This is a genomic window from Candidatus Krumholzibacteriota bacterium, from assembly GCA_016931295.1.
In the GTDB taxonomy this organism is placed as follows: Bacteria; Krumholzibacteriota; Krumholzibacteriia; order Krumholzibacteriales; family Krumholzibacteriaceae; genus JAFGEZ01.
In genome coordinates, this window is record JAFGEZ010000001.1 from 96,334 (window position 1) to 111,669 (window position 15,336).

9 protein-coding genes and 1 pseudogene are annotated in these 15,336 nt (G+C 67.8%); 5 read left to right on the forward strand and 5 right to left on the reverse strand.

Going from position 1 to position 15,336, the window contains the following annotated elements:
- The first annotated feature begins 52 nt into the window (after positions 1-52).
- Positions 53-2,086 carry a S9 family peptidase gene (locus JW876_00385; protein ID MBN1883961.1) on the forward strand — a complete coding sequence of 678 codons (2,034 nt, stop codon included), beginning with the start codon at positions 53-55 and terminating at the stop codon, positions 2,084-2,086.
- Positions 2,087-2,091: 5 nt separating this feature from the next.
- Here JW876_00385 and JW876_00390 read toward each other — a convergent pair whose 3' ends face one another.
- On the reverse strand, positions 2,092-3,402 hold the full coding sequence (locus JW876_00390) for a hypothetical protein (GenBank protein ID MBN1883962.1): 1,311 nt from the start codon (positions 3,400-3,402) through the stop codon (positions 2,092-2,094).
- A gap of 217 nt (positions 3,403-3,619) precedes the next feature.
- Between JW876_00390 and JW876_00395 the strand changes: the two are divergent.
- Positions 3,620-5,125 (forward strand): annotated as a pseudogene (locus JW876_00395) (NCS2 family permease).
- Between the two features lie 143 nt (positions 5,126-5,268).
- Here the strand turns inward: JW876_00395 and JW876_00400 are convergent.
- Positions 5,269-5,907 carry a hypothetical protein gene (locus tag JW876_00400; GenBank protein ID MBN1883963.1) on the reverse strand — a complete coding sequence of 213 codons (639 nt, stop codon included), beginning with the start codon at positions 5,905-5,907 and terminating at the stop codon, positions 5,269-5,271.
- A 1,233-nt stretch (positions 5,908-7,140) separates the two neighbouring features.
- Between JW876_00400 and JW876_00405 the strand changes: the two genes are divergently transcribed.
- The gene (locus JW876_00405; GenBank protein ID MBN1883964.1) at positions 7,141-8,052 is read left to right on the forward strand and encodes a sigma-54-dependent Fis family transcriptional regulator; all 912 of its coding nucleotides are present in this window, start codon (positions 7,141-7,143) and stop codon (positions 8,050-8,052) included.
- A 57-nt stretch (positions 8,053-8,109) separates the two neighbouring features.
- Here the strand turns inward: JW876_00405 and JW876_00410 are convergent, their stop codons facing one another.
- From JW876_00410 to JW876_00420, 3 genes are all read right to left on the reverse strand, one after another.
- A complete protein-coding gene (locus tag JW876_00410; protein MBN1883965.1) occupies positions 8,110-8,592 on the reverse strand; it encodes an adenosine-specific kinase in 483 nt (160 codons plus the stop codon).
- A gap of 98 nt (positions 8,593-8,690) precedes the next feature.
- A complete protein-coding gene (locus tag JW876_00415) occupies positions 8,691-10,364 on the reverse strand; it encodes a sigma 54-interacting transcriptional regulator (GenBank protein MBN1883966.1) in 1,674 nt (557 codons plus the stop codon).
- Positions 10,365-10,666: 302 nt separating this feature from the next.
- On the reverse strand, positions 10,667-11,599 hold the full coding sequence (locus tag JW876_00420; protein ID MBN1883967.1) for a sensor histidine kinase: 933 nt from the start codon (positions 11,597-11,599) through the stop codon (positions 10,667-10,669).
- A 621-nt stretch (positions 11,600-12,220) separates the two neighbouring features.
- On the opposite strand from JW876_00420, the gene JW876_00425 reads away from it, so the two are divergent.
- On the forward strand, positions 12,221-12,571 hold the full coding sequence (locus tag JW876_00425) for a hypothetical protein (GenBank protein MBN1883968.1): 351 nt from the start codon (positions 12,221-12,223) through the stop codon (positions 12,569-12,571).
- Positions 12,572-12,591: 20 nt separating this feature from the next.
- Positions 12,592-15,027, forward strand: a complete 2,436-nt coding sequence (locus tag JW876_00430) for a sigma 54-interacting transcriptional regulator (GenBank protein ID MBN1883969.1) — start codon at positions 12,592-12,594, stop codon at positions 15,025-15,027.
- The last annotated feature ends 309 nt before the right edge of the window (positions 15,028-15,336 follow it).

Genomic DNA, 15,336 nt, shown 5'->3' on the forward strand with positions numbered 1-15,336 from the left:
GCCGCCATGCGGCGCCGGCCCTTTTTTTCCCGTACCCGGGGAGGTCGGACAGATGAAGAGACTCGCCGTGATCGCCCTCGTCCTGTTCGCGGCCGCGGCCGCGGGGGCGGACGTGCTCACGATCGACCGGTTTCTCGGCATGACCCGTTGCGCCGACCCGCAGATCTCGCCCGACGGCCTGGCCGTCGCGTTCACCGTCTCCGTGCCCGATCTCGACGCGAACCGCAACCGGACCCACATCTGGGTGGCGAGTCTGCCCGGGGGGGAGCCGCGGCAGCTCACCGCCGGCGACGGAGCCGATGTCCATCCCCGGTGGTCGCCGGACAACTCGCACCTCGCCTTCGTCTCCACGCGGGGCGGATCGCCGCAGGTCTGGACGATCCCCGTACACGGCGGCGAGGCCACGCGGGTGACGGACATCTCGACGGGAGCGCACGATCCGGTCTGGTCGCCGTGCGGCCGGTACATCCTCTTCTACTCCTTCGTCGATCCGGGCTGCCCGGACGATTCCTGCAACGCGGCCCGGGCGCGGGAACGCGAGGAGAGCCCCGTCAAGGCGCGCGTGATCGACCGGCTCCTCTACCGGCACTGGGACACGTGGAAGGAAGGACGGCGGAACCACCTCTTCCTCGTCGAGGCGGCCGGCGGCGAGGCGCGCGATCTCACCCCCGGCGAAAACCACGATATTCCCGGATTTCCGTGGGGCGGCTCGGGCGAGTACGCCTTCTCTCCCGACGGGCGGGAGATCGCCGTCGCGGCGAAGATGGTCGAGGACGAGGCGATCTCCACGAATTACGACATCTTCCTGATCGACCCGGCGGGAGGCGGGATGCGCCGGGCCACCACGAACGGGGGCGCGGACGAATCGCCCGCCTTCAGTCCCGACGGCAGGTGGCTCGCCTGGCGCAGCCAGGAGACGCCCGGCTTCGAGGCCGATCGCTGGCGGCTGATGCTCCGCGACCGGCGCACGGGCGAGACGCGCGAGCTCACCGCCGGATTCGACCGCTGGGTGAACGAATTCGTGTGGGCGCCGGATTCGCGGCGGATCGTCTTCACCGCGGGAGACGACGGCTGCAACGCGCTCTTCTCCATCGACACGAGGTCCGGGAAGATCCGCACCCTCGTGTCGACGGGAACGAACGGTTCGCCGGGCGTCTCGCCGGACGGCAGGCGGATCGTGCTCGTCAGGCGCTCCTGGTCCTTTCCGCACTCGATCTGGACGTGTCGCGCCGACGGCACGGACCTCGAGCGCGTCACCTCCTTCAACGAACCCGTTTTCTCGTCGATCGAGATGAACGACGCCGAGAGCGTCGGGTACGAGGGCGCCGGCGGCGACCGGATACAGGCCTTTCTCATCAAGCCGCCGGGGTTCGATCCCGGGAAGACGTACCCGGCGATCGTCCTCGTCCACGGCGGGCCGCAGTCGGCCTTCGCCGATTCGTGGTACACCAACTGGAACGCCCAGACCTTCGCCGCGGCGGGCTACGTGATCTTCATCCCCAACTTCCGGGGAAGCGACGGGTTCGGGCAGGAGTTCGTGAACGCGATCAGCCTCGACTGGGGTGGCGCGGCGTACGAGGACATCATGAGGGGCGTCGACTGGCTCGCCGCGCTGCCGTACGTCGACGCCGGCCGCATCGGCGCGGCCGGCGCGTCATTCGGCGGCTACATGGTCAACTGGATCGCCGGGCACACCGACCGCTTCGCCGCGTTCGTCTCGATGGCCGGGGCGTTCAACCTCGCGTCGAAGACGGGAGTGACCGAGGAGCTGTGGTTTCCCGAGTGGGATTTCGGAGGCTCGCTCTACGAGCGGCCCGAGCTCTACGAGAAATGGAGTCCCCACCGCTTCGCGGCGAACTTCTCCACGCCGACGCTCGTCGTGCACGGCGAGCTCGATTTCCGCGTGCCGGTGGGGGAGGGGCTGCAGATGTTCACGGCCCTCCAGCGGCTCGGCGTTCCCTCGCGGCTCCTCTATTTTCCCGACGAGGGACACTGGGTGCTGAAGCCGCGTAACAACGAGCTCTACTACCGCGAGTTCATCGGCTGGATGGACCGCTGGCTGAAGGCTCCGGCCGACGGTTCCTGACCAATTCACGGGGCGGGCGATACGGCGATGCCGTATCTCTCGCTGTCCGTCCCGGGGCGCGAGAAGGCGGTGTTCTCCACCATTCCGCCCCACGTGCCGTTCCCGTCGCCGATCGTGAGCCACACGAGCCGGTTGTTCCGCGTGTCGATGAGATAGAGCGCGTTTTCCCGGACCGCCGCGTCGCCCCAGCGGCCCGGCGGGGTCCCCGTGTTGACGTCGTGCAGGTAGAGGTTGTAGAAGAGCGATTCGCTGCCCTCGGCCGGGTGGAACCTCCAGATACGCCGTTCCGATTCGTTGGAATCCATGACCAGGTACATGGCGCCGTCGGCGTCCATGCACGCGCCGTTCGGCGCGTCGGGGCCGCCGGTAACCGCTTCGACCATCTCCACCGAGAGCGGCCCCTCGTCGAAGCCGTCCCACGCGAGACGGAAGATCCAGTACACCGATCCCTCCGGATCGAAGGCGTAGATCGCCCGGTCCCCGGGATCGACGACGAGAAGCGCCGGATCGAGCTGCAGACCCATTTCGTAGAGGGTCGCCGGATCCTCACCGGGGCAGCCGATCGTGAAGAGCGCGTCCTGGCGGATCCCCACCAGCACGCCGCCGGGATTGGGTTCGATCTCGACCGGCTGCGCGGCGGTCAGCGCCAGATGGGAGACGAGCGTTTTCGTGGCCGGATCGACGCGGTAGACGGCCGAGGACGAGGCGACGTAGAGATCACCGCGGGGGGAGAAGGCGATGTCGGTGAGGATCTCGGCCGTCTCGAGGATCTTCTCGATTGAGCCGTCGTCGGGGTCGTACTCGATCACCGCCGAACCGGCGCCCGCCAGGAGCGTCGAGCTCGGCGTCGAGATGAAGACGTGGCCGGGCGTCCACGCGCCGGCATGCGGGAGCGATGCCTCGTCGCAGGCGATCTCGACGGCGTAAAGCGAGAAGACGGCCTCGTCGCCCGCGACGGTGGCCAGGACGGTCTGTTCGCCGGCGTCCTCCCCGAGACGGACGCGGACCGCGGCGATGCCGGTCTCGTCCGAGACGGCCGTTTCCGGGCTGATCTGGGCGCCGGTCGCTCCGCACGAGAAGGAGACGGCGCGACCGGCGAGAGGCGTGCCGATGATATCGCGCACGCCGACGACCAGCTCCCGCGGCGCCCACGCGCCGGTGCGCTCGGTCTGCCCGTCGCCGGAGACGATCCGCAGGTAGGCCTGGGCGCCGGACTCGGGGTCGGCCGCGTCCTCGTCGCAGGAGACGGCGAACAGCAGAAGCAGCGTGAGGGCGGGCACGAGGATGGATCGTCGATCGCCGGAGAGCCGCGTCATGTCTCTTCCTCCCGTGAAATCGCCGCGCCCCGGTCGCCGGGGCGCCGTCGGAAGGACTCTATCGGTAAGAGCGCGGCGGCGTCAATGAGCGATGCGAAGCAAGGCGGAAGGTGTGGAAATGGCGGGGCCGGTCTGCTATCGTTCCTCTCCGGGACGCCGCCCGGGAGCCGGCGCACGCCGGCGCACGGGGCGGCGACGCCGCGCGGAGGGATCTTCGATGAACGAACGCTTCTCCTATCCCTGGATCGTCAAGCGGGACATCGACGGCTTCTTCGGGCTGGCGATCGACAATCTCATCCAGTTCCTGCTCATCGCCACCCTCTGCCCGATGATCGCCGGCATCCCGTCGGACTTCGTCTTCTCCCGCATCCTGCCGGGCGCCGCGTTGTCGGTGGTTTTCGGCAACCTCTTCTACTCGTGGCAGGCGCGACGGCTGGCGATCAGGGAGCGGCGGCGCGACGTGACTGCGCTGCCCTACGGGATCAACACGGTCAGCCTCTTCGGCTACCTTATCTTCATCATGGGGCCGGTCTACCGGGAGACGGGGAGTTGGCAGGTCGCTTGGCAGGTCGGGCTTCTCGCCTGCTTCGGGAGCGGCGTCATCGAGTTCGCCGGGGCCTTCTTCATCGACATCCTGCGGCGGATCACTCCCCGGGCGGCCCTGCTGGCCACGCTCGCCGGCATCGCGATCACCTTCATCTCGATGGATTTCGCCTTCCAGACCTTCGAGAAGCCGCTCATCGCCATGCTGCCGCTCGCGATCATCCTCATCCAGTATTTCTCGCACGTCCGTTTCCCCTTCGGTCTTCCGGGCGGTCTCGTCGCCCTCGCGGCGGGAACGGTCCTCGCCTGGTTTTTCGGCATGATGGACCCGCCGGCCGTCCGCGCGGCCGTCGGCGAGATCGGCTTCCATCCCCCGGTGCCGTCGATCGGCGCCCTCGTCGCGGTGATCCGCGGCCCCTACCTGCTCAGGTACTTCTCGATCATCCTTCCCATGGCGATGTTCAACATCCTCGGCTCCCTCCAGAACCTCGAGAGCGCCGAGGCGGCGGGAGACCGCTACGAGACGATGCCCTCGCTCGCCGTCGACGGCATCGGCACGCTCGTCGCCTCCCTCTTCGGGTCCTGTTTCCCCACGACGATGTACATCGGGCATCCCGGGTGGAAGGGGCTCGGCGCGCGGACGGGATATTCGCTCGTCAACGGCGTCTTCTTCGTCGTCATCACGCTCTTCGGTCTGGTGAAGGCGATCAACACGATCGTGCCGATGGAGGCGGGGATCGCGATCGTCCTGTGGATCGGGATCATCATCGCGAGCCAGGCCTTCCAGGCGACGCCGCGGGCGCATGCGCCCGCCGTCGTCGTCGGCCTCTTTCCCGCCTTCGCCGCGTGGGGGATCAACATCCTCAAGCAGGGATACGCGGGGGCCGGCGTCACGCTCGCCGAGGCGGCGGAGAAGGGGGTGCCGATCAACGGGTTCAGCGGCATCCTCGCCCTCGACCAGGGGTTCATCTTCACCTCGATGATCCTCGGGGCGATCAGCGTCTTCCTGATCGAGCGGGAATTCCTCAAGGCCTCGCTGTGGTCGCTCGCCGCGGCGGCGCTCGCCTTCTTCGGCGTCATCCACGCCTGGGAGCTCCTCGGCAACGACACGATCGCCCGCATCGGCTGGAACGCGGGCGGGCCGTGGGCGTTCGGGTACCTCTGCTTCGCGGTCGTCTTCGCCGCCTTCCATTTCCGGCGCGGTCGCTCGGGCGGCGGGGAACCGGTCGGCCCGCCCGGGACCGACTGAATCACCACGAACGGGAACGCCCCCCCGGGCGAGAGTCCGGAGGGGCGTTATGTATCCGGCGATGGATCTTGCCGCTACTCGGTGTAGGTCGACTTGATCCGTCCCCAGGTCGCGTCCTCGGTGCCGATCCACTGCTCGCAGCCGTGTCCCGCGTGGGAGAGCAGGATCGCCATGTCGACGGCGTCGACGGTGCCGTCGCAGTTCAGGTCGGCGCAGGCATCCGACGTGCCCATCATCGAGGCGAGCAAGCTCTCGTCGGCGGCGTCGACGACGCCGTCGCCGTCGAGGTCGGTGGACTTGACGGGCACGACGAGGGTGTAGAAGGGCGTCGGATCGTACTTCATGTGCATGGTGATCGTGGCCTGCTCACAGCAGCCGCCCAGCCGGTAGAACCAGCAGTACTCGCGTCCGCAGCCGGGCATCGAGTGGCAGTCCTCGGAGACGAGCCCCGCGCACTTGTCGAGGCACTCGGCCGGGCAGAGATGGAAATCGCCCGTTCCGCATTCGATGGACATCCAGACGTCGCTCGTGGGCGCCATGAGGGGCTCGCCGTCGTACTTGATGCAGAAGCAGAACCACAAGTCGCCGGCAGGACAGACGACGTAGCAGTCCTTCTCGGGCGTCACGGTGAAGAGCGCGGGATCCCAGGTCTGGGCGGCGGCGGCGCCGGAGAGCAGGATCGCCGCGGCGCAGAGAACGATAGCCTTCTTCATGCAGGTATCCTCCATCGGTCGTTCGTTGAATGGTGAACAGTGATTCGGCGATTCGGCGCGGTTCATTCACCTCCATGTGAATCGCGTCCGTACGTGATCCCCCCGGCGGGCCGGATCGGGCGGCTGGCGGCCGCCCGGAGCCCGGGTACGCTGCGAGAAGGCAATTATATCAGAATGATTCTTGACGGTCAACAGGAAATGCGGTGTATCTTTATCCAGCAAAAGTAGTTATAAAATATTCTCTGTGTAAATATTTGACAGAATCAACAATCTCGGCTATACTGTTCACGATCGATACCGATACACAGCGATGCCGTTCTTCGGCAAGGAGCGTCCGTGGAACAGACGGCCCCTCCGGAACTGGAGAGACGGTACCGCCGGTTTCTCGAAGGCAGGGGGGACGCCGTCGTTCCCCTCGTTTCGTATCTGCGCGGGGAGGACGGCGGGCGGGGCGCAACCGGGGCCTGGGCGGCGCTCGTCATCTCCCGTGTCATGCTTCTGCGCGGCAGGCCCTGCCTGTCCGGCGCCTGGCTGCGGTTCTCCGCCCGGCGCTTCGCCCGTCCGCCGGGCGGCGACGTGCCGCTCGGCCTCCTGGTCAACCATGCGCTCGTGCTTCGGGCGCGGGGTCGGGAAGAGGCCGCGGCGAAGGTGCTCAGGCGGGTTTTCGATCTCGCCGTGACCGCCGGGTGCGCCCTCGCGGCGGCCAAGGCCGCATCGAACCTCGCCGCCTGCCTCGCCCGTCGGGGCGATCCCTCCTACCGCTCATTCCTCGCGTTCGCCTCGCGGAGCTACGAGGCGCTCGGCGACGGTGACGGATTGCGTTACACGCGCATGACCGCCGCGCTCGGCGACGGCCGGTCGGGTCGCACCGATCGGGCGCTGGACCGGCTGCACGGGCTGCTCGGCGACGTCGCCGGGCGGCCGGGCGAGCGCCTCGGCGTCCTGCTCCTCATGGCCGAGATCCATCTCGCCCGCGACGAACACGGCCCGGCTGCGGCCTGTCTCGACGACGCGGCGTCGAACAAGGCGGCGCTGGGTCTCTATCGCGGGCGGGCCCGGCGGCTTCGCCGGCTCCGGGAGGCGCTGAGGGACGGCGACCGGATCATTCCCGCCGGACACCTCGCCGGGCCGGCGGCCGCCGCCGGGGCCGGACCGTCGAGGACGGGGCGGATCCGCCGCGGACGCGGCTCCGCGATACCCGGTCCGGGGCTGCCGGTCGTCGCAGACCCGTCGATGCGGCTCCTCGTCGATCGGCTCCGCCGCGCCGCGCGGACGCCCCTCCCCGTGCTCCTCACCGGCGAAACGGGGGTCGGCAAGGAGCTGCTCGCCCGGCTCGTCCACGAGCAAAGCGGCCGGGCCGGCGAGCCTTTCGTGCCGGCCAACATGGCGGCGATTCCCGGGGATCTCTTCGAGAGCGTGCTCTTCGGGCACGTCCGCGGCGCCTTCACCGGCGCGGCCGGCGACGCCGCGGGGCTGGCGGAAGCCGTCGGCAAGGGAACGCTCTTCCTCGACGAGATCGGCGACCTGCCGCCGGCCCTCCAGGGAAAGCTGCTCCGGTTTCTCGACACGGGGGAGTACCTGCCGCTCGGGGGCCGGACGGCGAGACGCTCGGCCGGGAGGATCGTGGCCGCGACCAATCGCGATCTCGGGCAGCTCGTGGCCGAGGGGCTCTTCCGGGCCGATCTCTACCACCGGCTCGACGTGTTCGGCTTCCGGGTGCCGCCGCTGCGGGAGCGGCGGGGGGACATCGTGCCGATCGCGCGGTGGACGCTCGAGGAAGCGGCCGGGCGGTGCGACTTCGGCGAGCTCGAGCTGGGCGAGGGGGCCCGGGCGGTCATTGAGCGGTACGACTGGCCGGGGAACGTACGCGAGCTGCGCAACGAGCTTTTCCGGGCGGCGACGCTCGCCGGCGGCGGCACGCTCCGGGCGGGACATTTCTCGGAGCGCCTCCTGTGCGGCGTCTTCGCCGCGGCGGAGGGCTCCGCAGGCGGGCTCCGCGAACGTCTCGAACAGGCGGAGCGGCGCGAGATCGCCGCCGCTCTCGCCGCCGCGGCGGGAAACCGGAGCCGGGCGGCCGCGCTGCTCGGCCTCAAACGGACGACGCTGATCTATCGCATCAAGCGGCTGGGGATCGGGGAGGGGTAGGCGCGCGGGGCGGCCCGCCCTTCGCGACCGGCCCCGATGTTCGACGCGGGCGCGTCCCTAGAGCTTGTAGCCGAACTTGCGCAGGAGGTCGCGCCGCCACTTCTTGCCGTCGGCGTCCTCGACACCCTTGGGCTTCTCGCCGTCGATGACGCCGAGGATCCCCCGGCCGAGCTTCGACTCGGTGACGATGACCTCGGTGTCGTTCGCCGTCGCGCAGAAGACCCGGCAGACCTCGGGGACGTTCTTCACCGCGTTCAGGATGTGAATGGGAAAGGCGTTCTTCATGAAGAGGATGAAGGAATGTCCGGCGCCGATCGCCTCGGCGTTCGCCGTTGCGAGGTCGATCATCTCGGTGTCGTTGCCCGAGACGCGTATCAGGCAGTCGCCCGAGGCCTCGCAGAAGGCGAGACCGAACCGGATGCCGGGGGCCGACGAGACCGCCGCCTCGTGGATGTCTTCGACCGTCTTGATGAAATGGGACTGTCCGAGTATGAAATTGATTTCGGTGGGCTTCTGTATCCTGACCGATACGATATCCATCGGGGCACCTCCTTGTCTCACTGCCCGCTCATGATGCGCCCGCGGATGCCGGGTGTCAACGGCTCACTCGCCCCGCGCGGGCGGACCGCCGGGCGACGTCAGTGGTGCCTGATCTCGTGCTGCCTGATCTTGTTGTGCAGGTGCTGCCGCGTGACGCCGAGGGCACCGGCGGCCTGCGTCACCTTGCCGCCCGACTCGCGGAGCGCCTCGGTGATGATGCGCTTCTCGACCACCAGCATCTTCTGCTTCAGGGTCTCCTGGCGGCCGAGCTGGTCGACGATGTCGTTGTGGCGGACGAAGTCGGCGAAATGCTCCCTCGTGAGCACATGGGATTCCCCGCTCAACGCGACGGCCCGTTCGATCGAGTTCTCCAGTTCCCGCACGTTGCCGGTCCACCGGTTCGCGAGGAGCGCCTTGATCGCCTCGGGGACGATCCGGAGATCATCCTTGTCCATCTTGCCGGCGTACTTCCGGAGGAAATGCTCGATGAGGGGGAGGATGTCCTCCACCCGGTCACGGAGCGGCGGGATGGAGATCGGCACCACGTTGAGACGGTAGAAGAGGTCCTGCCTGAACCGCCCCGTCTTCACGTCTTCGGCGAGATCGCGGTTGGTGGCGGCGATCACCCGGACGTCCACGCGGCGCGGCGTGTTGTCGCCGACCCGCCTGATCTCGCCCTCCTGCAGGACACGGAGCAGCTTCACCTGCAGCTGGACCGGCATTTCGCCGATCTCGTCGAGGAAGATCGTTCCCCCGCTGGCCGTCTCGAACAATCCCTTCTTGTCGCTCACCGCGCCGGTGAACGAGCCCTTCACGTGGCCGAAGAGCTCGCTTTCGAGGAGCTGCTCGGGCATGGCGCCGCAGTTGATCGTGACGAGCTGCCTGGTCTTGCGCGGACCGTTGAAGTGGATCGCGCGGGCGATGAGCTCCTTGCCGGTCCCCGTCTCTCCCTGGATGAGTACCGTCGTCGGATGCGGGGCGATCTTCGTGATCGTGTCGAAGATGTCGATCATCGACTTGCTCTTCCCGATGATCCCCGAGAACTCGTACCGCTCGGAGAGTTCCTGGCGAAGGCTCAGGTTCTCGCGTTCCAGGTTCTCGCGCGACAGGATGAGCTCGCCGTGCAGCCGGGCGTTCTCGATCGCGATCGCCGCCTGGGAGGCGAACGCTCCCACGACCGAGATGTCGTCCGGGGAGAACTCGTTCTTGATCCGGTGGCTGTCGGTATAGATGACACCGATCACCTTCTCGTCGCGGACGATCGGCACGCAGACGGCCGTGCGCAGGTCGAGCGCGACGACGCTCTTCTTGTCCTTGAACTCGTCGTGCGTGTGGAGGTCGGAGAGGAAGAGCGGCTCCTTGCGGTTCACCGCATCGTTGATGATGCTGTAACTCACCTCGAAATCCTTCTCCTCGAGGCGGTGCTCTTCCCGGTCGCGCGCGATGCGGAATCTCATGTCGCCGCCGCGGTCGGCGAGCATGAGGAACCCCCGGTCCGAATCGACGAGCTTGATGATCGAATCGACGATCGCCTCGAGCAGCTCATTGAGGTTCAGGGTCGAGTTGAGATTCCGGGAGATGCCGATCAACATCTCGAGTTTGCCCAGCCGGTGCTCCGTCTTCTCCAGCCTGGCGGAGAGATCCCTGTCCCGTTCGACGACCGTCGAGCGTCCGATGTCGGCGAGGTCGCTCTCGACGTCATCGAAGAAGGCGGATGTCCTCTCGAGTTGTCCGGCGCCCGCCCGTTCGCCGTCCGTGTTGCCTGTGTCCATGTCGCCCCACTCCTTTCCGTGCCCGGTGTCCCCGCCCGCCTCCTGCTCGCGGTGGCCGGGACGGTGTCCCGCGATCAGCTGTCCCCGTCTCGTATTCGAGCGAACCGTGTGTTCATGATCCGTCTTTCCGCGGCCGTTCCGTGAACGCATTGACGATCGTCCCGAATCCCCGGCGTTCGTGCATCGCCGCCGGTATTCGCCCATCTTTCTTCCGCGCAACGGGATGCGCTTTCAGCACCCATCGCCGACCTGCGGGCACGCGATCTGCTGTCTCCCCGGCGCGGGAGGTGAGAACGATGAGATTACCGGACGATCCCGGGGATCCCTTCGTCTTCCGCGTCGACGGATGACAGTCCCGCGATCTTCGTTTCCATGCCGCGAGGCCCCTCGCGGCGCGATTCCCGTTCCGGGCGGGCCTGGATCGGCAGGAGGACGATGAACGTCGTCTTGCCCTGCCTGCTCGCGTGCTCTATCAGGCCGCCGTTCTGCTCGACGATCCGCGCCGCGGTGTACAGCCCGAGGCCGGGGTGCCTGAACTTGTCGTCGGGCATCCATTTCGTCGAATAGGAGGGCTTGAATATGCTCTCTGCGATCTCCCCGGGGATTCCCGCGCCGTTGTCCGTCACCTCGATCATCGCGTTGTCGCCGCGCAGGTCCGTCCTGATGATTACCTTTCCGTTCTCGCCGGTGGAGACGGATTCGATGGCGTTCATGACCAGGTTGTGGATCACGAGGAAGCAATCGCATTCCCGTATCTCCATCTCGGGGATGTGCCGGTTGAGGCGGAGGACGATCCGCGGCGCGCCCGCGCCGCCGTGATCGCTCAACTGGTCGACGAAGCGGTCGACGACCCGGTTCAGGTCGATCGTCTCGACGGGAACCGGCGGTGTCCACGTGCCCGCGATGAGATTGTCGAGCATGCCGTCGATCAGCCGGCAGCACGCGCGGAGCCGCTCGCGGAGCCGGTCGAGATCCTTCCGGCCGACCGCCACGGTGTCCGTCGCGGCGCATTCGCCGCCGCAGGGGAGCCCCGGCTCGATCGGCGGGCTCGTCTCGCCGATCAGCCGCTCGATATCACGGCGCAACGCCCGGAACGGCGTGACCATCCCGTGCGCCATGCACCGTGAAAGGTCGCTCAGCCGGGCGCCGGATTTCAGCTTGCGTATCTGGCGCTCCTTGCGGAGCACGATCTTCTCGAGGTTATCGATGTATCGATCCAGGTCGCGCTCTCTCATCATATACCTTTCAAGCCTGTTCCCCTCCGGCCGAAAGGGTATGGTTCGGTTGCCGGTAGTCACGGAACCGGGAATATCGCGTGTCCCGCCGGACCGACGATCCGGCGGTTCGAAACGTCTCGTCGTGGTAGCCGTATCACCTCCCTCAGTGTACGGGCCCGGTAAGCCTTTTTTTTCCAAGGCTATACCAACCCGCGAATATCGAGGGCAAGTGCCGTGCCACGCGTCGGTCGAGCGTAAAGATATCATAATAACCTTGCTTGCAATGAGTTGCGGGCCCGTCGGCAGCGCGGGGAGCCCGGGATCGTCACCGGCCGCACCGGGATGTGTCAACAAATGTTTACGACCGACGGTGACGGGCGGGCGCAACCCCCTTGTTTGAAAACGGTTGTGAGAATCGTAAATGAATCGGTACAATAGTAAAATATATTTGACTGTATTGCAATGGAAAAAGACGGACGGGTGAACGGTATGGGTGAATAATTCCAGCATGGATTGACATGGGCGGCTGCGATCTGATACAATAATCGAAAGCGGTTCCTTTCGATGGTTCGACATTCTGGAATCGACGGGACGTACCGACCGCGTGCACGAACATCGCATCCGAGGTTCGAGGTCAGTATGAAACGTGTGACGCGAGCGGGATCGCCGCTTTTCCTGTATCTGTCGGCCCTGTGTCTTCTCTGCGCCCTTGCCGGCCCCCTCCGTGCGGCCGAGCCGCGGCCGGCGACCTTCTCGATCTACGGACTGACGGTCGGGGGGGAACCGGGCGAGGATCCCCATCTCAGGATAAAGGACCCGGCGATCGTCACCGACCCGGTGGGGATCGACGGATACCCGCGCTCGCCGCTGGCGACGGGCGACCGTTCCGGCGACCTGCCGGTCGCTGCGCGGCCGCGGGCCGCCTTGCGCCGGATGCCCCTCAGATTCTGGCTGTATTTTCTCGGAGGAGTCCGCGCACCGGTCCGGTGAGCGGCGGGAGAGATACCGTCATGCGTGAAGACCGCAACGATATCGATCGCATCCTCGGGGAGGCCGCCGCGTGCCGCCGGCGAGGCGATTATCGCGCCGCGGCGCGGTTCGCCGACGAGGCCTACCGCCGCAGCGGGCCGGAGCACGGGCGGCGCCGCTGCCTCGCCGCGCTCGAGGCGGCGAGAGGCTCCTACGGCCTGGCGCGATTCGACGAGTGCCGCCGGCGTGTCGCGGAGGCGCGCGATCTCGCCGGCGAGCTCGATGCCTCGGTCCGGCGGCGGATCGACGTGGAATCGTCGATCCTTCTCGCCAACGTCCATCGCCGCCGCAGCGAGTACCGGAAGGCGCTCGATCTGCTCGAACGACTCGACGGCCTTCCCGGCGTGGACGCTCCCGGGCTCGTCGCCGAGCGGTTGCTCGTCGAGGGCGCGTGTCTCTTCTATCTCAACCGCGAGGAGGAGGCCGAGAGGCGGCTGGAGTCGGCGCTCGGCCTCGCGACGCATCACGCCCACGCCGCCTTGCAGTCGCGGATACTCGCGATGATCTCCCTTCTCGCGCTGAACAGGGGATTGACGGGGTCGGCCGCGGAGTATGCGCGCAGGGCGCTGCGGATCTGCCGGGAGGGGGGAGACGCGTACGGCGAGGCGGCCGCGGCGCTGAACCTCGCCCTGACGCTGACCCGGCGCGGCGAGTTCGCCGAGGCGAAAAGACACGCCACCACGGCGAGACGGGCCTTCGCGGCCGTCGGCTGGCGCGCGGGTCACTGCCGGGCCACGCTCGCCCTGGGGATCGTCAGGAGCCGGGCCGGCGATGCGCGGGGCGCGGTCGGTCTCTTCAGGAAGGCCGAGAGGCTCGCCGCCGCGGACGGCTATCGGCGCGAAGAGTGCATCGCCCTCTGCGCGATGGGCGGCATCCGCCTCGAGCAGGGGATGCTCTCCAAGGCCGACCGGATGTTCAGGCGGTGTCTCGACATGGCCATGGCCTTCGCTCCCGGCGGCGACATGGTCGCCGAGGCCAACCGGCGGATCGGCCAGCTCTTCCTCGCCCGGGGCGCGGCCGCGCCGGCCGTCGTCCACCTCAGGAAGGCCGCGAACCTCGCGCGGGAGCTCCGGGATCGCCGCGCGGAGGGCGTCGCCGGACGTCTCCTCGGGCTGTGCTACCTGAATCTGGGCGATGTGGCGAAGGCGATGTCGCACTTCGACGCGGCATGCGGCCTGCTGCGACGCGCCGGCTGTCTTTTCGATCTGGCGGAGACCCGTGTGGCTGTCGCAGAGGCGATCCTCGCCCGCCTCGACGACCAGGACACACCGGCGGCCGACCTCGACGGCGCCTGGGGGGGCGTCCTCGAGGCGATGCACCTCCTCGAGGGGATGGACGCGGAGATCCTGAAGAAGAGGGCCGGCGAGCTTCTGGGGATCCTCTCGGCCCGGCGGCGGACGGCCGCGGCCGTCGAGCCCGACCGGCGGACGGGGATGGTCGAGATCCGGTTCTCCGACGAGTACCTCATCGCCGATCGCCTCGTGGCCGCGTCCGATGCGATGCTGGGCGTCCTGCGGCAGATCAGGTTCGCCGCCTCGTTCGAGCGTCCGGTCCTCGTGACGGGCGAGACGGGAACGGGCAAGGAGCTCGTCGCCCGGACGATCCACGAGTCGGGAGACCGCCGCGATCGTCCTTTCGTCGCGGTCAACTGCGCGGCGATCCCCGATCATCTCTTCGAGAGCGAGTTCTTCGGCCACCGGAAGGGATCGTTCACCGGCGCCTTCACCGACCGCACGGGGATCTTCGAGGAGGCGGCGGGTGGCACGCTCTTCCTCGACGAGGTCGGCGAGCTCTCGACGCTCCAGCAGGTCAAGCTGCTCCGTATCCTCCAGGAAGGCCGGGTGCGGCGTCTCGGCGAGAACGTCGAGCGTCCGGTCGACGTGCGCATCATCTCCGCCACGAACCGGGAACTCGAACGGAAGATCGAGGCATCGACCTTCCGGGAGGATTTCTATTACCGGATCAACGCCGAGCACATCCATCTCCCGCCGCTCAGGACCAGGCCCGAGGACGTGATGCCGCTCGTCTCGTATTTCCTCTGCGGGCGAAAGGAGGGCCGGGAGACGGTGCGCGTCGAGAGCGGGGCGCTGCGACGCCTCCAGCGGTACTCGTGGCCCGGCAACGTCCGCGAGCTCTTCACCGTGCTCGACCGCGTGCGGCATCTCGGCCCCGGCGGCGTCGTCACGATGGAGATGCTGCCAGCGAGGCTCGGCGAAGGCGCCGCCGGCGGCCGGGGCGAGGCCGTTCCGTCCGCCGGGGCGGTCCGCACCACTGACAGCCTGCGGAAGGCCCTCAGCATGTGCAACGGAAACAAGACGGCCGCCGCCCGGTGGCTCGGCATCTCCCGCGGCACGCTCTACAAGGAGTTGCGCCGGGCCGGCCTCTCGAACCTCATCAGCGGCCCCCGAACGGCCTGATCTACGTCCTCCGCCGATCCCGTCAACACTGTTCATACTGTCAACGGTCCTGGTGGCGCCGTCAACTCGCGCAACGATCGGACATTGTCGCAGGCGGGCCCTCCAGCCGGTCAACGCCGTGAACAGTGCGCGCCCGCGCCGCGGCGTCCGTCGAAATCGGCCAGGCGGAACGGGCTCCTGGTGCCGATCCCTCAGAATGTTCTATTGTAACGGGTTGCGGCCATCCGCGCGACGCCGCTCCCTCGCTCCGGCGGGGCGCCGTGCCGTGGCACGGAACGTGATATATGGAGAGATCGAGCTTTGCAGATC

Bases quoted from the DNA above. Each gene is read 5' to 3' on its own strand.
- JW876_00385 (MBN1883961.1), top strand. From the start codon at position 53: ATGAAGAGACTCGCCGTGATCGCCCTCGTCCTGTTCGCGGCCGCGGCC.
- JW876_00390 (MBN1883962.1), bottom strand. From the start codon at position 3,402: ATGACGCGGCTCTCCGGCGATCGACGATCCATCCTCGTGCCCGCCCTC.
- JW876_00400 (MBN1883963.1), bottom strand. From the start codon at position 5,907: ATGAAGAAGGCTATCGTTCTCTGCGCCGCGGCGATCCTGCTCTCCGGC.
- JW876_00405 (MBN1883964.1), top strand. From the start codon at position 7,141: ATGCGGCTCCTCGTCGATCGGCTCCGCCGCGCCGCGCGGACGCCCCTC.
- JW876_00410 (MBN1883965.1), bottom strand. From the start codon at position 8,592: ATGGATATCGTATCGGTCAGGATACAGAAGCCCACCGAAATCAATTTC.
- JW876_00415 (MBN1883966.1), bottom strand. From the start codon at position 10,364: ATGGACACAGGCAACACGGACGGCGAACGGGCGGGCGCCGGACAACTC.
- JW876_00420 (MBN1883967.1), bottom strand. From the start codon at position 11,599: ATGAGAGAGCGCGACCTGGATCGATACATCGATAACCTCGAGAAGATC.
- JW876_00425 (MBN1883968.1), top strand. From the start codon at position 12,221: ATGAAACGTGTGACGCGAGCGGGATCGCCGCTTTTCCTGTATCTGTCG.
- JW876_00430 (MBN1883969.1), top strand. From the start codon at position 12,592: ATGCGTGAAGACCGCAACGATATCGATCGCATCCTCGGGGAGGCCGCC.